The organism is Hwanghaeella sp. LZ110 (genome assembly GCF_048892525.1).
Lineage (GTDB): Bacteria > Pseudomonadota > Alphaproteobacteria > UBA8366 > Aestuariispiraceae > Pacificispira.
Map to the genome: position 1 here is coordinate 42,317 of NZ_JBLZHT010000007.1, position 15,383 is coordinate 57,699.

14 protein-coding genes are annotated in these 15,383 nt (G+C 54.8%); 8 read left to right on the forward strand and 6 right to left on the reverse strand.

Going from position 1 to position 15,383, the window contains the following annotated elements:
* Positions 1-30: 30 nt before the first annotated feature.
* From ACOSDM_RS14695 to ACOSDM_RS14715, 5 genes are all read right to left on the reverse strand, one after another.
* Positions 31-540 (reverse strand): winged helix DNA-binding protein, encoded by a 510-nt coding sequence (locus ACOSDM_RS14695; protein WP_420725297.1) that lies wholly within the window; start codon positions 538-540, stop codon positions 31-33.
* A gap of 4 nt (positions 541-544) precedes the next feature.
* The gene (locus ACOSDM_RS14700; protein ID WP_420725298.1) at positions 545-4,192 is read right to left on the reverse strand and encodes a hydantoinase B/oxoprolinase family protein; all 3,648 of its coding nucleotides are present in this window, start codon (positions 4,190-4,192) and stop codon (positions 545-547) included.
* A gap of 81 nt (positions 4,193-4,273) precedes the next feature.
* Positions 4,274-4,573 carry an AzlD family protein gene (locus ACOSDM_RS14705; protein ID WP_420725299.1) on the reverse strand — a complete coding sequence of 100 codons (300 nt, stop codon included), beginning with the start codon at positions 4,571-4,573 and terminating at the stop codon, positions 4,274-4,276.
* Positions 4,570-5,280, reverse strand: a complete 711-nt coding sequence (locus tag ACOSDM_RS14710) for an AzlC family ABC transporter permease (RefSeq protein ID WP_420725300.1) — start codon at positions 5,278-5,280, stop codon at positions 4,570-4,572. The genes ACOSDM_RS14705 and ACOSDM_RS14710 overlap by 4 nt, the downstream gene beginning before the upstream one ends.
* 64 nt (positions 5,281-5,344) lie before the next feature.
* A complete protein-coding gene (locus ACOSDM_RS14715; RefSeq protein ID WP_420725301.1) occupies positions 5,345-6,211 on the reverse strand; it encodes an AraC family ligand binding domain-containing protein in 867 nt (288 codons plus the stop codon).
* Between the two features lie 277 nt (positions 6,212-6,488).
* Here ACOSDM_RS14715 and ACOSDM_RS14720 point away from each other — a divergent pair, with 277 nt between their 5' ends.
* The 8 genes from ACOSDM_RS14720 to ACOSDM_RS14755 all read left to right on the forward strand — a co-directional run bounded on the left by ACOSDM_RS14720 (position 6,489) and on the right by ACOSDM_RS14755 (position 14,822).
* On the forward strand, positions 6,489-7,469 hold the full coding sequence (locus ACOSDM_RS14720; protein WP_420725302.1) for a TRAP transporter substrate-binding protein: 981 nt from the start codon (positions 6,489-6,491) through the stop codon (positions 7,467-7,469).
* Positions 7,470-7,513: 44 nt separating this feature from the next.
* On the forward strand, positions 7,514-8,026 hold the full coding sequence (locus tag ACOSDM_RS14725) for a TRAP transporter small permease subunit (protein WP_420725303.1): 513 nt from the start codon (positions 7,514-7,516) through the stop codon (positions 8,024-8,026).
* A complete protein-coding gene (locus ACOSDM_RS14730) occupies positions 8,026-9,330 on the forward strand; it encodes a TRAP transporter large permease (RefSeq protein ID WP_420725304.1) in 1,305 nt (434 codons plus the stop codon). The genes ACOSDM_RS14725 and ACOSDM_RS14730 overlap by 1 nt, the downstream gene beginning before the upstream one ends.
* A gap of 153 nt (positions 9,331-9,483) precedes the next feature.
* Entirely contained in the window at positions 9,484-10,446 is a 963-nt protein-coding gene (locus ACOSDM_RS14735; protein ID WP_420725305.1) for a calcium/sodium antiporter, read from the forward strand.
* A gap of 82 nt (positions 10,447-10,528) precedes the next feature.
* Positions 10,529-12,100, forward strand: a complete 1,572-nt coding sequence (locus ACOSDM_RS14740) for an alkaline phosphatase family protein (RefSeq protein ID WP_420725306.1) — start codon at positions 10,529-10,531, stop codon at positions 12,098-12,100.
* 25 nt (positions 12,101-12,125) lie between these two features.
* Positions 12,126-12,872: a glycerophosphodiester phosphodiesterase gene (gene ugpQ / locus ACOSDM_RS14745; RefSeq protein WP_420725307.1), complete on the forward strand. Its 747-nt coding sequence runs from the start codon at positions 12,126-12,128 to the stop codon at positions 12,870-12,872.
* An 87-nt stretch (positions 12,873-12,959) separates the two neighbouring features.
* Positions 12,960-13,904: a DMT family transporter gene (locus ACOSDM_RS14750; RefSeq protein ID WP_420725308.1), complete on the forward strand. Its 945-nt coding sequence runs from the start codon at positions 12,960-12,962 to the stop codon at positions 13,902-13,904.
* 18 nt (positions 13,905-13,922) lie between these two features.
* Positions 13,923-14,822: an alpha/beta fold hydrolase gene (locus ACOSDM_RS14755; protein WP_420725309.1), complete on the forward strand. Its 900-nt coding sequence runs from the start codon at positions 13,923-13,925 to the stop codon at positions 14,820-14,822.
* Positions 14,823-14,910: 88 nt separating this feature from the next.
* Here ACOSDM_RS14755 and ACOSDM_RS14760 read toward each other — a convergent pair whose 3' ends face one another.
* Positions 14,911-15,327, reverse strand: coding sequence for a GIY-YIG nuclease family protein (locus tag ACOSDM_RS14760; protein ID WP_420725310.1), 417 nt, complete (start codon positions 15,325-15,327; stop codon positions 14,911-14,913).
* Positions 15,328-15,383: the final 56 nt, after the last annotated feature.

Below are 15,383 nucleotides of genomic sequence, written 5' to 3' on the forward strand. Positions count from 1 at the left end.
GAGAAATTCTCTTAGGATACGTGCTTCAGATCACAGGCTGGTTGCACTGCGCGCGGCCTGATCGTACAGGCCACTGAGCGCCCGCAAAGTCCTGGCCGCATCGGTAATTTCCTGAGAGTCTACACCCCCAAGGCCCTGAAAGGCATCCACCAAACACGCCTCCCGGACCTCACGATATTTCTGACAGGCATCCCGGCCCTGGTCTGAGGTTGTGTAAAAAACCTCCTTTCCCCGCTTCTCAGCAGTGACCAGATCCGCCTTTAACAGCTTCTTCAACGCGTATGTGACCGTATGGGTATCTTCCACATTCAGCGTAAAGCAAATATCCGCCAGGCGCTTCGCCCTGTTGCGGTGATTAACCGAATGCAGCACCAGAATATCCAGTGACGCCAGATCCGCATAACCAGCCGCCGCCATGCAGCGCGATACCCAGCGTTGGAAGGCATGCCAACTGACCATAAGGCCATATTCATACTCACTCAGCTCTGCGGCCTTTTCGGAAACCAAATGCGAGGAAGAGACGATACGGCTTTTGGTCATTGGCCTACTCCGCCGCCTGGGCTGTTTCATCGGCCTTGCCATAGCCGCCGCCGCCCGGGGTTTCCAATACGAAGACATCGCCTGCTTCAACTGCCCGCATGTCGGTTGCGGTCATCATCTCAATGCTGCCGTCCGTGCGCTCGATCCAGTTGCGGCCAACAGCGGCGTCTCCCCCGCCTGCCATGCCATAGGGTGGCACGATGCGGTGATTGGCCAGGATGACGACATCCATCGCCTCCAGGAAGCGCACGCGCCGGCGCACGCCATCACCCCCATGATGACGCCCGACACCGCCCGACCCTTTGCGGATTTCAAAGCTTTCCAGCAATACTGGCAAACGCCATTCCAGGATTTCCGGATCGGTCAGGCGGCTGTTGGTCATATGGGTATGCACAGCATCGGTCCCATCGAAGTCTGGCCCTGCCCCTGATCCACCGCAGACGGTTTCGTAATACTGATACCGATCATTGCCCCAGACGAAGTTATTCATCGTCCCCTGGGCTGCAGCCATCACGCCCAGCGCGCCATACAGCGCATCGGTGACGATCTGGGACGTTTCCACATTCCCGGCAATCACAGCACCGGGATAGCGGGCGTTCAGCATGCAATCTTCCGGCAGAATGATGTCGATGGGTTTCAAGCACCCCTCATTCATCGGGATATCATCTTCGACTAATGTGCGGAAGACGTACAATACCGCCGCCTTACACACCGCCGCCGGGGCATTAAAATTATTCTGACCCTGAGGGCTGGTGCCGGTGAAGTCCACCGTCGCACCGCGATTGGGTTTGTCGATGGTGATCTTGACGCGAACGGTCTGACCATTATCCATGGGATAGTCGAAACTGCCATCCTTCAGGACATCAATCACGCGGCGCACCGATTCTTCGGCATTATCCTGCACATGGCCCATATAGGCCTCAACCGTGTCCAATCCGAAATGATCGACCATCTTGCCCAATTCCTGGACGCCCTTTTCATTGGCGGCCAATTGGGCACGCAGGTCCGCCAGGTTCTGATCTGGATTGCGGGCGGGATATTTCGCCCCCAACAGGACCTTGCGGAAGTCTTCTTCCCGATAGCGACCCTGATTGACCAGTTTGAAATTGTCGATCAACACACCTTCTTCATCGATATGCTTTGAATCCGGCGGGGCCGACCCTGGCGTGCGCCCACCAATATCGGAATGGTGCCCGCGGCTGGCGACAAAGAACAGGATGCGACTGCCTGCGTCATCAAAAACAGGGGTTACAACGGTAACGTCTGGCAAATGGGTCCCGCCATTATAGGGATTGTTCAGGACATAGGCGTCGCCCGGCTTGATAGCGCCTTCATTATTGCGAACAACGGCACGGACACTTTCCCCCATGGACCCCAGATGTACCGGCATATGCGGGGCATTGGCGATCAGATTACCCGAGGAATCGAAGACGGCGCAGGAGAAATCCAGACGTTCCTTGATATTGACCGAATAGGCCGTGTTCTGCAGCGTGTAACCCATCTGTTCGGCAATCGACATGAACAGATTGTTGAAGACTTCCAGCATCACCGGGTCGCTGGTCGTACCAATGGCAACCTGGCGGGGCAGCGCCTCCACGCGGGTCAGGATCAAGTTGCCAATCGCGGTCATCTCCGCTTCCCAGCCGGGCTCGACAATATTGGTCCCGGTCCGCTCCACAACGATTGCGGGGCCTTTGATCTTCTGGCCTGGGGCCATTTTATCGCGGTCATAAGCGGGCGCCTGAACCGATTTCCCAGCCATATAGGCGGTGATGGTCTCCATTGGTTCCGGCGTTGCCTGACGGGTCGCCAGATCATCCACCGACAGGTCAAAAGTCCGGCCAATTGCTTCGACGGACAGGGCGGAGGCAACCAGCCCCTTACTGCCCATCAGGAAGCCAAACCGCGAACGATACGCTTCCTTAAAGGCCTCGGACATAGCGTCCAGGGACCCAAAGGGGACTTCCAGCGCTGTATCAGACCCATCATAGCGGATATGAACCTTGCGCAGGATTTCGGTGCGATCGTTAGGCACGTCCTGGCGGATCAGTTCTTTTTCTGCCTCCCCAGCCATGCCATCCAGTTCCGTGCTCAGGCGACTCAAAAGGCTTTCATCCATGGGCTGCTCGACAGAGCGTTCCCGCATCGCGCGGATATCGGCCAGACCCATGCCATAGGCCGACAGAACCCCAGCAAAGGGATGGATCAGAACCTTTGTCATGCCCAATGTATCGGCGATCAGACAGGCATGCTGTCCCCCGGCCCCACCAAAGCATTGCAGCGCGTATTCGGTAACATCATAGCCACGCTGAACGGAGATTTTCTTAATCGCATTGGCCATGTTTTCGACCGCGATTTTCAAGAATCCCTCAGCAATCTCTTCGGGGCTGCGCGCCTCACCCGTCGCGGCCTCAACCTCTTTCGCCAGGGCGGCGAATTTCTTATGGACCGCATCAGCGTCCAGTGGCTCATTCTGATTGGGACCAAAGACAGGCGGGAAGAATTGCGGCTGCAATTTCCCCAGCATCACATTGCAATCGGTCACCGCCAAAGGACCACCGCGACGATAGGCAGCCGGTCCTGGATTGGCCCCGGCGCTTTCCGGCCCAACGCGGAATCGCGCCCCATCAAATTGACAGATCGATCCCCCACCCGCAGCAACGGTGTGGATCAGCATCATGGGCGCGCGCATGCGCACACCCGCAACCAGGGTCTCAAAAGCCCGCTCGTATTCGCCATTATAGTGGGCAACATCGGTTGAGGTGCCCCCCATATCGAAGGTAATGACCTGATCGAAGCCAGCCTGTTCCGCCGTCTTTACCGACCCGACAATGCCACCTGCTGGACCCGACAGAATGGCGTCCTTGCCCTGGAACAGCTTTGCATCCGTCAATCCACCATTAGATTGCATGAATTGCAGACGTACATCTCCCAATTCACCGGCAACCTGGCGCACATAGCGCCCCAAAATGGGCGACAGATAGGCATCCACCACAGTGGTATCGCCGCGCCCGACAAATTTAATCAGTGGACTGGTTTCATGGCTGGTCGAAACCTGAGTAAACCCGATTTCCCGCGCCAGATCGGCGATTTTAATTTCATGATCCGACACGCGATAGGCATGCATCAGCACGATGGCGACAGAGCGAATGCCATCATCAAAAGCAGCCTGTAGCTTCGGGCGCAGATCGTCTAAATCCAGAGGCGTGAGAACAGCATCCCTGGCATCAATCCGCTCCACCACTTCCTCAACCCGGTCGTACAGCAATTCCGGTAGGATAATATTGCGGTCGAACAGACGCGGGCGCGCCTGATAGGCAATGCGCAATTGATCGCGGAAGCCTTTCGTGACCACCAACAAAGTGCGGTCGCCCTTGCGCTCCAACAGCGCATTGGTGGCAACGGTCGTTCCCATCTTCACGGCATCGATCTTGTCAGACGGAATAGGGTCGCCCTTCTTCAGGCCCAACAGGTCACGAATTCCCTGAACCGCCGCATCAGAATAGGCTTCAGGATTTTCCGACAGCAGCTTGTGGGTCAACAGCGTACCATCCGGCTTGCGCCCCACCACATCAGTGAACGTGCCACCCCGGTCAATCCAGAACTGCCAGCCGTCCCGTTGATCCTGATTTTCTTGCGCCGTGTTGGTCATGATGCTGTCTTTCCTTATATCCGAACACAGCAACAATGATAATTTATCAATAAATTGTCAACGATGGTGCAGACATTTCACTCAAATAAATATGCGCAGTGCCACTACTGTCGCTGTGCCCAGGCAAACCGCGACGATCAGGGGCAATCGCAACGCCGCCAGAACGGTAACCAATGCGGCCACACTCTCCGCCAGGCCGGTCGTCAGGGTCATCGGGACGACCAGGGCCGTCAATACGGCGGCAGGCATTGCTTCCATTGCCACCTTCACACGACCAACCGGTGTTACATAGCGCACCAGGATATACCCACCGACTCGAAACAACAGCGTTACTGCCGCCATACCCAACAAGGTCAGCAGATGAACAGGATCAAGTGTCATGCCGATGCCCCTGCAGTCACAGTGTTACGATACAACAGGGCGACAGTGGCCATCCCTCCTAATGCGCCAAGAAATATGTACCAGTATCCGGGCAACCAGAGATGCGCCACCAGCGCGCACAGCGCCGACCCAAGCACTGCGACCAAGGACGTGCGCCCCTGCCACATCCCCCGGATCAGACACAGAAACATGGCAACGAACATAAAATCCGCGCCAAACCGCGCGGGGTTTTCAATCGCGCTGCCCAGCCAGGCGCCAATCGCGCAGGAAATGGGCCAGTTCAGATAAAACAACACCGTCAACCCGACGACATAACCCGTCGTCAATTGGGCACTGCCACCGCGCTTGATCGCCAATGCCCAGGTCTCATCAGAATGGATTGCAACAAACCAGGCCTTGGTCGCGACAGGCAAGTGCCGGACATGCGGGCGCAGGGCTGCCCCCATCAGGAAATAGCGCGTATTGGCAAGGGCGGTGGCCAGCACAACGGCAAAGACCGGCACCGGTGTTGCCCAGACATCAATAGACACGAATTGCGCGCCCCCGGCATAGGTCGTGGCACACATCAAAATGACCTCCAGCGGGCTGAGGCCCTTTTGGACGGCCAATGTCCCAAACAGCAAGCCAAAGGGGACAACCCCCGCCATCAGGGGCAGAATATCCAAAAACCCCCGCCGCAATTCGGGCCAGAAACCAGGTCGGTCCATAACACACTCCCCATCTCATTGATGAGAAGGGGTCTATCAGGACCGACCCGGTCATTATTGTAGATTATTGCAAAAAGGCCGTGCGGTACTTACCGGGCGTGACACCGATGGCGCCTTTGAAGAGTCGAGTCATGTGCGCCTGATCATAAAAGCCACAGGATACGGCAACATCGACCGGCATGTGACCTTGTGCCAGAAACTCTTTGGCCCGTTTCACCCGACACCCGATAACCCAGGCATGGGGTGTCACTCCAAGCGCCAATCGAAAACTGCGGATCAATCGATAGGGGCTGAACCCGACCAGTTGGGCCAAAATGGAAAGATCCAAATCCTGATCCAGATTATCCTGAATATACTCACAAACGCGCCGAATCGCAGAGGCCTCCCGCCCGATCCCGATGACGGGTCCGCGCAATTCACCATGGCGTTTGACCAACAGTGTCGCGGCCTCAGTCAAGGCGGAATCCCGCTCCAGTGATTGTGGGGCGGTCTGCAGGGCATAATGGGCCCCGGCCAACAGCCGCCAAACCTCATTGTCCTGAAACAGGGCATTCCTGAAATGCACCTGACCAGTCGGGCGTTCCGTCACCTGCTCACTTATTCCCGATATCAAAGAAACAGAGGGATAGAACATGCGATAGCGATATCCGTTTTCACCTGGGCTTCCATCATGCACTTCACCAGGATTAACGATACACACATCGCCCGCAACCGCGCGACGATTCACCCCGTTGAGGCGATAACACTCAACACCCTGTTCTATAACGCCCATGACATAGGTATCATGGGTATGGGGTGAATAGCTGTGATTAACAAAAGTCGCATGCAGGCATTCCAAGTCCTCCCATCGCGGATCACGCCAGAAATTGACCTGATCGCGCTTGGACAAGCTGTCCTGATTTACGGCGGCTTCTTGCGTTATCATCGACATAATGGCGTTTTCCTATCACCGAATCCAAGCACAGGCTTGTATAAAATTGCAAAAACCAGTGATACAAAATTGAACGTTGACAATTTATTGATAAATCGTGATTGTTGTTACGCCTTCACCGATATGAGCATAATTGCGGACGGGAAGATGTTGGCGGCACAGACCTGACCAGCTAAGATTGGTCAATAGACTGTGCCCTTTGGGGACCATCAGTCGCGGACTTGACCCGGATGAACTGGGCAGACCGGTGACTTCAGACAGAATAGGGATCATTATTATGAGCAAACTAACCACCGTATTGGCCGCGGCAGCGCTGGCTTTCAGCCCGGTCATTGCACAGGCCGCTGAAATCACCTGGGACATGGCGAACGAATATAACGATACGTCAATCCACGCGGAAGGCGATAAGGTCTTCTCTCAAAAATTAAATGAACTGACCAATGGTGCGATTGAAATCACGCACCATTTCGGCGGGTCCATTGGCTTTAAGTCGAAAGACCAGTTGGATGCCGTTGCCGATGGTGCATTGCCTATTGCAGACACATATGTCGGCCCCCTGGGCGGCATTGACCCAATGTTTCTGCTGCCATCATTGCCTTTCCTGGCAAAGACGCCTGCTGATTCGCGTAAGCTGTACCTGACAGCAAAGGCGGACTATGACGCAGTATTTGCAGCGAATAACCAAAAACTGCTGTGGGCCTCTCCATGGCCCCCATCAGGCATCTGGGCAAAGAAGCCAGTTGATAGCCTGGATGCTCTGGCGAACCTGAAAATCCGCACCTATGATGCCAACGGCACGATTACCCTTCAGGAAGCAGGCGCAGCCCCAATCCAGCTCAGCTGGGCGGATGTTGTACCGCAGCTTTCCACTGGTGGGATCGACGCGGTTCTGACTTCTGCAGAAGGGGGCACGAATGCAAAGTTCTGGGAGCAACTGAGCCATTTCACGGAAGTGAATTATGCCATGCCCCTGAACATGATCCACATTAATCTGGATGTCTGGAATGACCTGTCGGACGCCAATAAAGAAGCAGTCCTAACCGCAGCAAAGGCAGCGGAAGACCATGTCTGGGCTGCCCTTGAAAAGCGTGTGGAACAGAACTATGCCGAAATGAAGGCCAATGGTTTGACCGTCGTAACCGGCGTAGATGCGGGCTACCTTGAGGCGCTGAACAAAGCGGGCGAAAAGGCGCGGTCGGAATGGCTCGAGAAAACGGGGGCCAAAGGTCAGGCAATTCTCGACGCCTACCTTAAGTAAGACTAGGTTTGACACAGTAAGCTAACGACCGGGGGGGCGGCCTGATGATCGCAATGATCAATCGTGTGGTGTCGACGATCAATCGGATCGCCGGGGCCATAGCCGCCCTTCTGCTGTTTTATGTACTCGTTCACATCATTTATGAGATTATCCTGCGCACGCTGTTTTCGACATCAACCTTCGTGCTGGATGAATTTGTCGGATACGCCGTTGCGGCGATGACGTTCCTTTCCCTTGGCTATGCGCTGGAAACCGGCTCTTTGATCCGGGTTGATCTTGCAATCACCCGTCTAAAGGGCCGTCTGCGTCGGTGGGTTGAACTCTTCTGTATCTCCAGCAGCTTTGGGATGGCCGGATTCTGCGCCTGGTGGGTCGGTCGTGATGCCTTGCGCAACTGGACCCGGGGATCGGTGTCAGAAAGCATCGCAGAAGTCCCATTATGGATCCCCGTCGGGGCGGTATGGCTGGGTTTGATCTTTCTTATGCTCCAACTATTCGCATATTTCCTGCGCGTTGCGGCGGGCGGCAACCCGATTGACAGCGAAGGAACCGAATAATGGATGCGATAGTCGCAGGCTTGACCGTTCTGCTCCTGATTCTTCTCTTCCTGGGCAGCGGCGTTTGGGTTTTCATCGGGCTGCTGTTGGTATCGACCAGCGGTTTGTTCCTGGTTCTGGATTTCCCGGCGCATCGCATTGGCGCGATTCTGGGGAAGATCCTGTTCCGCAGCGCCAGTTCATGGGAATTGGCGGCCATCCCCCTGTTCATCTGGATGGGGGAGATGATTCTGCGCACGGACATATCTTCCAAACTGTTTCGGGGCTTGGCGCCGCTGGTGCGCCATATTCCCGGCGGCCTGATCCATACAAATGTTGTTGGGTCGACTTTGTTTGCCGCTGTCTCTGGATCATCAGCCGCAACCACGGCAACCGTAGGCAAGATCACATCCGTGGAACTGAAACGTCGCGGCTATGACGAAAAACTGTCCATTGGGTCGCTGGCCGGAGCAGGCAGTCTGGGCCTGTTAATCCCACCATCGATCGTCATGATCATCTATGGTGTCCTGGCAGAAGTATCAATTTCCCAACTGTTCGCTGCAGGCGTTTTGCCCGGGCTTCTGGTTGCCTTCCTATATTCCGCGTATATTGCACTTAGATGCAAAATCAACCCGGCCCTTGCGCCCAAAAATACAGATGACGCAACCACTGTGTTTCAGTCATTCAAGGATCTAAGCCCAGTATTGGGTCTGATCATCATTGTTCTAGGGGCTATCTATTCCGGCCTGGCAACCCCATCGGAAGCCGCCGCTGTTGGTGTGCTGGGAACCCTGGTTCTGGTTATCGGCACAGGTCAGATGTCCTGGAAAATGATCACGGAAAGCCTGATGGGGGCAGTGCGGTCGTCTGCCATGGTCTGTTCCATTCTGGTTGCCGCAGCCTTCCTGTCCACTGCAATGGGCTATATGCATGTACCCCAGGATGTCGCGACCGCGATTGCGGCTCTGGATATCGGACCCTATGGCCTGATCATGATATTGGCGGTTTTCTACATCGTCCTTGGGCTGTTCCTGGATGGCATATCGATTGTGGTGATGAGCCTGCCCATAACCCTGCCCCCGATCATCGCGATGGGATTCGACCCCATCTGGTTTGGTGTGTTTCTGGTGCTGATGGTGGAACTGGGTCAGATGACGCCGCCTGTCGGTTTTAACCTGTTCGTCTTGCAGGGCTTAACGGGGATACCGGTCAATCGTGTCGCAATTGCCGCCTTGCCTTTCTTCATTCTGATGGGGGCCGCTGTCGCGATTATCACCATCTGGCCGGAAATCGCCCTGTGGCTACCGCAGATTTTATTCAAGTAAACGCGCCGTTCAACCGTTTTACATCTTGTATTTGACTACCTGCTCGGAATACCCATATGCACAGGGGAAGTGCCGTGATGTGAGGGAGACAGCGGTACCAGATGGCGGGGGAGAAGCCCCATCTGCAAACATTACACGAGGTCTTGATCTTTTATGGACATAATATTTCTGGTCGCCGGTCTCGCCATACTTTTCGTTGGGGGCGAATTGACGGTGCGCGGCGCGGTGGGACTGGCCAGGTTTCTGGGTGTCTCTCCCGCAGTGATTGGCTTGACTGTGGTGGGGTTTGGAACATCAGCACCTGAACTGGTGGTTACAGTCCAAGCAGCCCTTGCCGGTAAAAGTGGCCTGGCGATTGGGAATGTCGTTGGCTCCAATATTTCAAATCTGCTGCTGATACTGGGTGTTGGCGCTGTCATGTGGCCGCTGACCTGTGGGCTTGCCGCGGCCAAGCGGGATGCCGGCATGATGGTTTTTTCCGCCGTCATTCTGGTTGCCCTTGGGATGTATGGCCAGATTGAATGGTGGCATGGCATCATAATGGTTGGCTTGTTGCTGATTTATCTGGGTGCGACCTATTTTAATGATAAGAAAGATCAGGCCTCACGAAAGCTGCATGAGCGAGAAGTTGAGGAACTGGAAGAGTTGGAAAGCGCCCCGACATCGGTGCCTTTGATCTTTCTGTTTACAGCGCTGGGCCTGGTTGGCCTAGTCGTTGGTGCCGATTTGATGGTCAAAGGTGCCATTGGAATCGCGGAGAGTTTCGGTGTTCCAGAAACCGTCATCGGCCTGACAATCGTTGCCCTGGGGACGTCTTTGCCCGAACTGGCAGCAACCGCCGTTGCGGCCTATCGTAAACATACCGATGTGGCGATTGCGAATGTTCTGGGCTCTTGTGTCTTTAATGTTCTCTCGATACTGGGGATTACCTCTATGGTTTCCACCCTTGTCGTGGAGCCGGATATCCGGAACATCGATCTTTGGGTGATGCTGGCGGCGACGCTTTTCGTCACTGTTATGTTGTTGAAGAATTGTAAAATCGGTCGCGCCACAGGGGCGGTATTGATACTGGCCTATGTCGCCTATATTGCCAGCCTGGCGCCAAGAGTGATGTAAATCTTAGAAATCGTCATAGGATGGCAATCAAATCATGATGGGGTGGCCTGGCTTTCGTAACCCATATGTGAATTGAGCCCCTATGAGCGCTGTCAAAAACGTCCTATTCGTGACCTTCGATCAATGGCGATGGGATTGTCTGTCGGCGATGGATCATCCGGTTTTGCGTACGCCGAATCTGGATGCCTTCTGCCAGGATGCGACCCATTTCGCGAACCACTGGTCGGTCACTTGTCCCTGTGGACCGGGGCGCAGTGCTCTGTTAACCGGCACCTATCAGCACAAGAACCGTGCCTTGCGCAACGGCACACCACTGGACCGACGTTTCACCAATGTCGCGCTGGAAGCCCGCAAGCTGAATTTTGATCCTGTCCTGTTTGGCTACACCGACATCTCACCCGATCCACGGGGGGCGGATCACCGCGACCCCGTGTTCAATTCCTACGAAGGTGTTCTGCCAGGGATGACCCGACTATGCCGGCTGGATGAAGACTTCGGCCCCTGGTTCGCGGACCTCAAGAAAAAGGGATACACCCTGCCGCAGCGGCCTTGGGACATATTCCGACCCTCAGAAGGATATGAGGATAAACCTGCCAGCTTTGCCCCCGCGCGGTTCAAGGCGGAAGACAGCAACACGGCCTTCCTGACCAATGCGGTTCTGGACTATCTGGATGCACGCCAGGGAAAGCCATTTTTTGCCCATGTGACCTATATCAGCCCGCATCCCCCCTTCATCGCGCCCGCCCCTTACAATGCGCGGTATGATGCCGATGCTGTCCCAATGCCCAACCGTGCCGTCAGCCCGGAAAAGGAAGGGGATGTTCATCCGTGGTTGAAGCATCACCTGGCGACCTATGACACGAATTCCGCCCTGGTGGAGAAAATGGTGGTGGGTCAGAAAACCGCCGCAACCGCCCTGTCAGACGCGGAAAAACGTCAATTGCGCGCGACCTATTACGGCATGATCAACGAGGTGGAGGATAATTTCACCCGCATCCTGGATCGCCTGAAGGAAAGTGGCGAATATGACCAGACCCTGATCGTCCTCACATCCGATCATGGGGAACAATCCGGCGATCATTGGCTGTTTTCCAAGACCGGTTTTTTTGACGAAAGTTATCGCGTGCCACTGATCATCCGGGACCCAAGACCGGAAGCGAAGGCCGGGCGAGGGCGCAAGGTTCAGGCCTTTACAGAATCCGTTGATGTGACACCAACCATTCTACACGCCCTTGGTGCCCCCATCCCGCGCCAGGTTGACGGCAAACCCCTATCATCATGGCTGGCAGGGCAAACACCCGAAAACTGGCGGACAGAAGCCCATATTGAATTTGATTTTGGCGATCCTGTCGCGCGAACTGCGGAACAGGCCCTGGGCCTTAGAACAGACGAATGCAGCCTGACGGTGATCCGATCGGATCGATATAAATATGTCCACTTCGCCGCCTTACCGCCCTTGTTCTATGACCTTCAAGAAGACCCATATCAATTGGTCAATCGCGCGGCTGATCCTGCCTATCAGGCGGCAATGCTGGACATGGCCCAGCGCCTTATCACCTGGCGCATGCAGACAGAAGACCGGGACTTATCCTATTTCCACATCGAAAATGGTGCCTATGAATTGCCAGATGATCGCTATGCTGATCTTCTGTAAGCAGCCATAACAGTAAGGTTTTTAAATGACATCTAATTCCACAGCCCCCCGCACGGATGTTCCCCGCATGATTGGTCATCGCGGGGCCGCAGCCCATGCCCCCGAAAATACAATTCCGGGATTAAAGAAGGCCAAAGAGCTTGGCGCGCGCTGGGTTGAATTCGACTGCATGCTGTCAATGGACGAGGTGGTCGTGCTGCATCACGACGATACGCTGGACAGGACTACAAACGGCACAGGGCTGGTGTCAGAAAAATCCTTCGTCGAATTGCGTCGGTTGGATGCGGGGGCATGGTTTGGGCCAGAATTTAAAGGGACCGCTATTCCCAGTTTTGATCAGACCATCGCAGAACTGACATCGCTGGGGCTGGGGGCGAATGTGGAAATCAAGCCCGTCACCGGTCATGAACGCCGCACCGGACAGATCGTCGCGGCCCAAACAGCCCAATTGTGGCCAGCCAGCCTGCCGCCAGCCCTGCTCTCCTCCTTCTCTCTTGAGGCTCTGGAGGAAGCAATGAAGGTCGCCCCACAGGTAGACCGGGCCATCCTGTGGTGGAACATTCCCGAAGACTGGCACGACCATCACATGCGTTTAGGCGCGTCCGCTGCCCATGTCAGCGCCAAGAAGTTAAGTGACCGCCACGCCGCTGCATTCCGGGATGCTGGCGTCCCATTTCGCGTCTATACCGTCAATGACCCAGCCGACGCGGAGCGTCTGTTCGCCCTGGGATGCGAGACGATCTTCACGGATTACCCGGATCGATTTGCTTGAGCCGGGGCGCGATGTGTTCCCGGCGCACACAAATCCAAGGAACCATCGGCGCTTTTGCATCGCGGTAAATGCCTGTAAACAGATGCAATGACCGATAGAATCCATCCCCCCACAGGTATCATTCCGGGCCTTTCTGACGAACGTCTGGCAACCATCCTGTTATTTGTCGTTCCCATCTTCTTTGCCACCAATATCCTGGTTGCAAAGGCGACGGCGGATTTCATCCCGCCGGTGCATCTCGCCTTCCTGCGCTGGGTGGCAACCTTCCTGCTGTTGCTGCCCCTTGTTGGGGGGCGGTTATGGGTGCGACGGGGTGCCATTATGCGGGAATGGAAAGACCTGCTGGTTCTGGGTGGCCTTGGTATGGGGATATGCGGGGCCTTTGTTTACATCGCAGCGGATACCACATCAGCGGTTAATATCGGCCTGATCTATTCCGCCTCTCCCGTTCTGATCACATTGCTATCGGCCTTGATTTATAAGGAACAGGTCCGCCGCCTGGGCATTGTGGGGATGATTCTGAGCCTGACCGGGGTCATGATTATTATTACCCGTGCGGATTTAAATGTCCTCCTGTCCCTGTCGTTTACAGAAGGCGACATCTGGATTCTGGCCTCTATGATCAGTTGGGCGCTGTATTCAGTTCTGCTGCGCCACCGCCCCAGTGAAATGGGTCTGACAACACGCCTTGGTGCCATCGTCCTGGCCGGGATCATTATCCTGGCCCCCTTCACGGTCTGGGAAACAATGCAGGGTCAATCTCCCGACTGGGGTTGGGATGTCTTTGGATGGGTTGCGATACTGGCGGTCTTCGCCTCCTTTGGGGCCTATCAGCTGCATGGATTTGTTCAGCGGACATTGGGGGCCAGCCGCACAAGTCTGTTTTTGTACATGATGCCGCTATACAGCGCAGGTCTTGCATGGCTGTTGCTGGGTGAAGTACCCCAGATCTATCATTGGATCGGGGCCGCCTTTGTTTTACCCGGCCTGATGCTGGCCAATAGCGGGCGCGCGAAACCTGCCAAGTTGTGATCTGGAAAGGGATGAATAATGACAGATCTGTTCCCTGGCTTTCGTGAAGACCGGATAACCGTTTCACACAGTCTTGCAGATAATATGACCCTGAAATGCCGCATTGGGGGCAATGGCCCCCCCTTACTGCTGCTGCATGGCTATCCCCAGACAGGCGCGATGTGGCACAAGATTGCCGGTCCCCTGGCGCGCAATTTCACCGTCATCTGTCCGGATCTGCGTGGTTATGGTGCATCCGACACCCCAGAAACCGACGCGGATCACCTGCCCTATTCCAAACGGGCGGTTGCGGCGGATATGGTGGCCCTGATGGCGCAACTGGGTCATGACCAGTTTCAGGTCGCGGGGCATGATCGCGGGGGGCGCGTGACGCACCGGCTGTGCCTGGACCATCCTGATGCTGTGATCCGTGCAGCGGTGCTGGACATTATTCCGACGCGCACCCTATTTAAGACCGCGACCCAGGCCGTCGCCCAGGCCTATTATCACTGGTATTTTCTGGCCCAGCCTGCACCCTATCCGGAAACCCTGATCGGTGCAGATCCGATCTATTATTTCCGCCATAAGGCGGGCGGATTGAGCCAAAGTGGCCTGAGCTTTTTTGACCCCACCGCCCAGGCGGAATACGAAGCCGCCTTTTCCAACCCTGCCGTCATCCATGCCAGTTGCGAGGATTACCGCGCCGGGGCCGGAATTGACTTGATCCATGACGAAGCGGATCTGGACCAGAAAATCACCTGCCCCCTGCTGGTCCTATGGGGTGCGAAAGCCCCGATGCACACGCATTATGATGTCCTGGAAACCTGGCGCGACCGTGCTGTCGTCCCCGAAGGTCATGCCATCGAATCCGGTCATTTCCTGGCAGAAGAAAATCCGACCGACACCCTGGCAGCGTTTGAAAAATTCTTTAAGTGCTAAAGAATTCTATTAAAGCTTATTTTCACCTCACTAATCCTTACTAGATCAAGATAACATTCGCTTTAAGTCACAAGAAAAATCTCATTCGTTACAAGACGTTTTCCCCCGTCTTGCTGCTCTGCCACAATTTATTGTCTGATGTTTTTAAGTGAATAAGTAAATACTCTTCCAACGAAGGAGCCTCGTAGGAATGCTCTAATCCTACAGTTACAATAAATCGTGGAGGACTACTCCATGATTCAATGTTTTTTGCCACACCTTTTGTTCTTGTTTCATCAAATCTAAAATATGAACTTAAACGTGCTCCAATATGACTAGCTTTCCCAATATAAAGTAGCTCCATACCGTCATTAAAAATAAAATAACAACCCGGCTTTGAATTATTCGGCCACGTCTCTTCATAATCTAGTTCAATATCCCAATAATCACTCCACTCCAGCTTCAAATTGCCATACCGCTGTGCATATTCAGAAGCCCACTTTTTTATGTCAGCCAATGCATCCATTTTGATACCCCCCCGAAAATTTCTTCTTGAAAGATGCTACTTTTAGTATTTTTCAA

What these genes read in the sequence shown, in the direction of transcription:
- ACOSDM_RS14760 (WP_420725310.1), bottom strand. Translation starts at nt 15,327, where the DNA reads ATGGATGCATTGGCTGACATAAAAAAGTGGGCTTCTGAATATGCACAG.
- ugpQ (WP_420725307.1), top strand. Translation starts at nt 12,126, where the DNA reads ATGACATCTAATTCCACAGCCCCCCGCACGGATGTTCCCCGCATGATT.
- ACOSDM_RS14735 (WP_420725305.1), top strand. Translation starts at nt 9,484, where the DNA reads ATGGACATAATATTTCTGGTCGCCGGTCTCGCCATACTTTTCGTTGGG.
- ACOSDM_RS14715 (WP_420725301.1), bottom strand. Translation starts at nt 6,211, where the DNA reads ATGTCGATGATAACGCAAGAAGCCGCCGTAAATCAGGACAGCTTGTCC.
- ACOSDM_RS14710 (WP_420725300.1), bottom strand. Translation starts at nt 5,280, where the DNA reads ATGGACCGACCTGGTTTCTGGCCCGAATTGCGGCGGGGGTTTTTGGAT.
- ACOSDM_RS14705 (WP_420725299.1), bottom strand. Translation starts at nt 4,573, where the DNA reads ATGACACTTGATCCTGTTCATCTGCTGACCTTGTTGGGTATGGCGGCA.
- ACOSDM_RS14725 (WP_420725303.1), top strand. Translation starts at nt 7,514, where the DNA reads ATGATCGCAATGATCAATCGTGTGGTGTCGACGATCAATCGGATCGCC.
- ACOSDM_RS14720 (WP_420725302.1), top strand. Translation starts at nt 6,489, where the DNA reads ATGAGCAAACTAACCACCGTATTGGCCGCGGCAGCGCTGGCTTTCAGC.
- ACOSDM_RS14700 (WP_420725298.1), bottom strand. Translation starts at nt 4,192, where the DNA reads ATGACCAACACGGCGCAAGAAAATCAGGATCAACGGGACGGCTGGCAG.
- ACOSDM_RS14750 (WP_420725308.1), top strand. Translation starts at nt 12,960, where the DNA reads ATGACCGATAGAATCCATCCCCCCACAGGTATCATTCCGGGCCTTTCT.
- ACOSDM_RS14740 (WP_420725306.1), top strand. Translation starts at nt 10,529, where the DNA reads ATGAGCGCTGTCAAAAACGTCCTATTCGTGACCTTCGATCAATGGCGA.
- ACOSDM_RS14695 (WP_420725297.1), bottom strand. Translation starts at nt 540, where the DNA reads ATGACCAAAAGCCGTATCGTCTCTTCCTCGCATTTGGTTTCCGAAAAG.
- ACOSDM_RS14755 (WP_420725309.1), top strand. Translation starts at nt 13,923, where the DNA reads ATGACAGATCTGTTCCCTGGCTTTCGTGAAGACCGGATAACCGTTTCA.
- ACOSDM_RS14730 (WP_420725304.1), top strand. Translation starts at nt 8,026, where the DNA reads ATGGATGCGATAGTCGCAGGCTTGACCGTTCTGCTCCTGATTCTTCTC.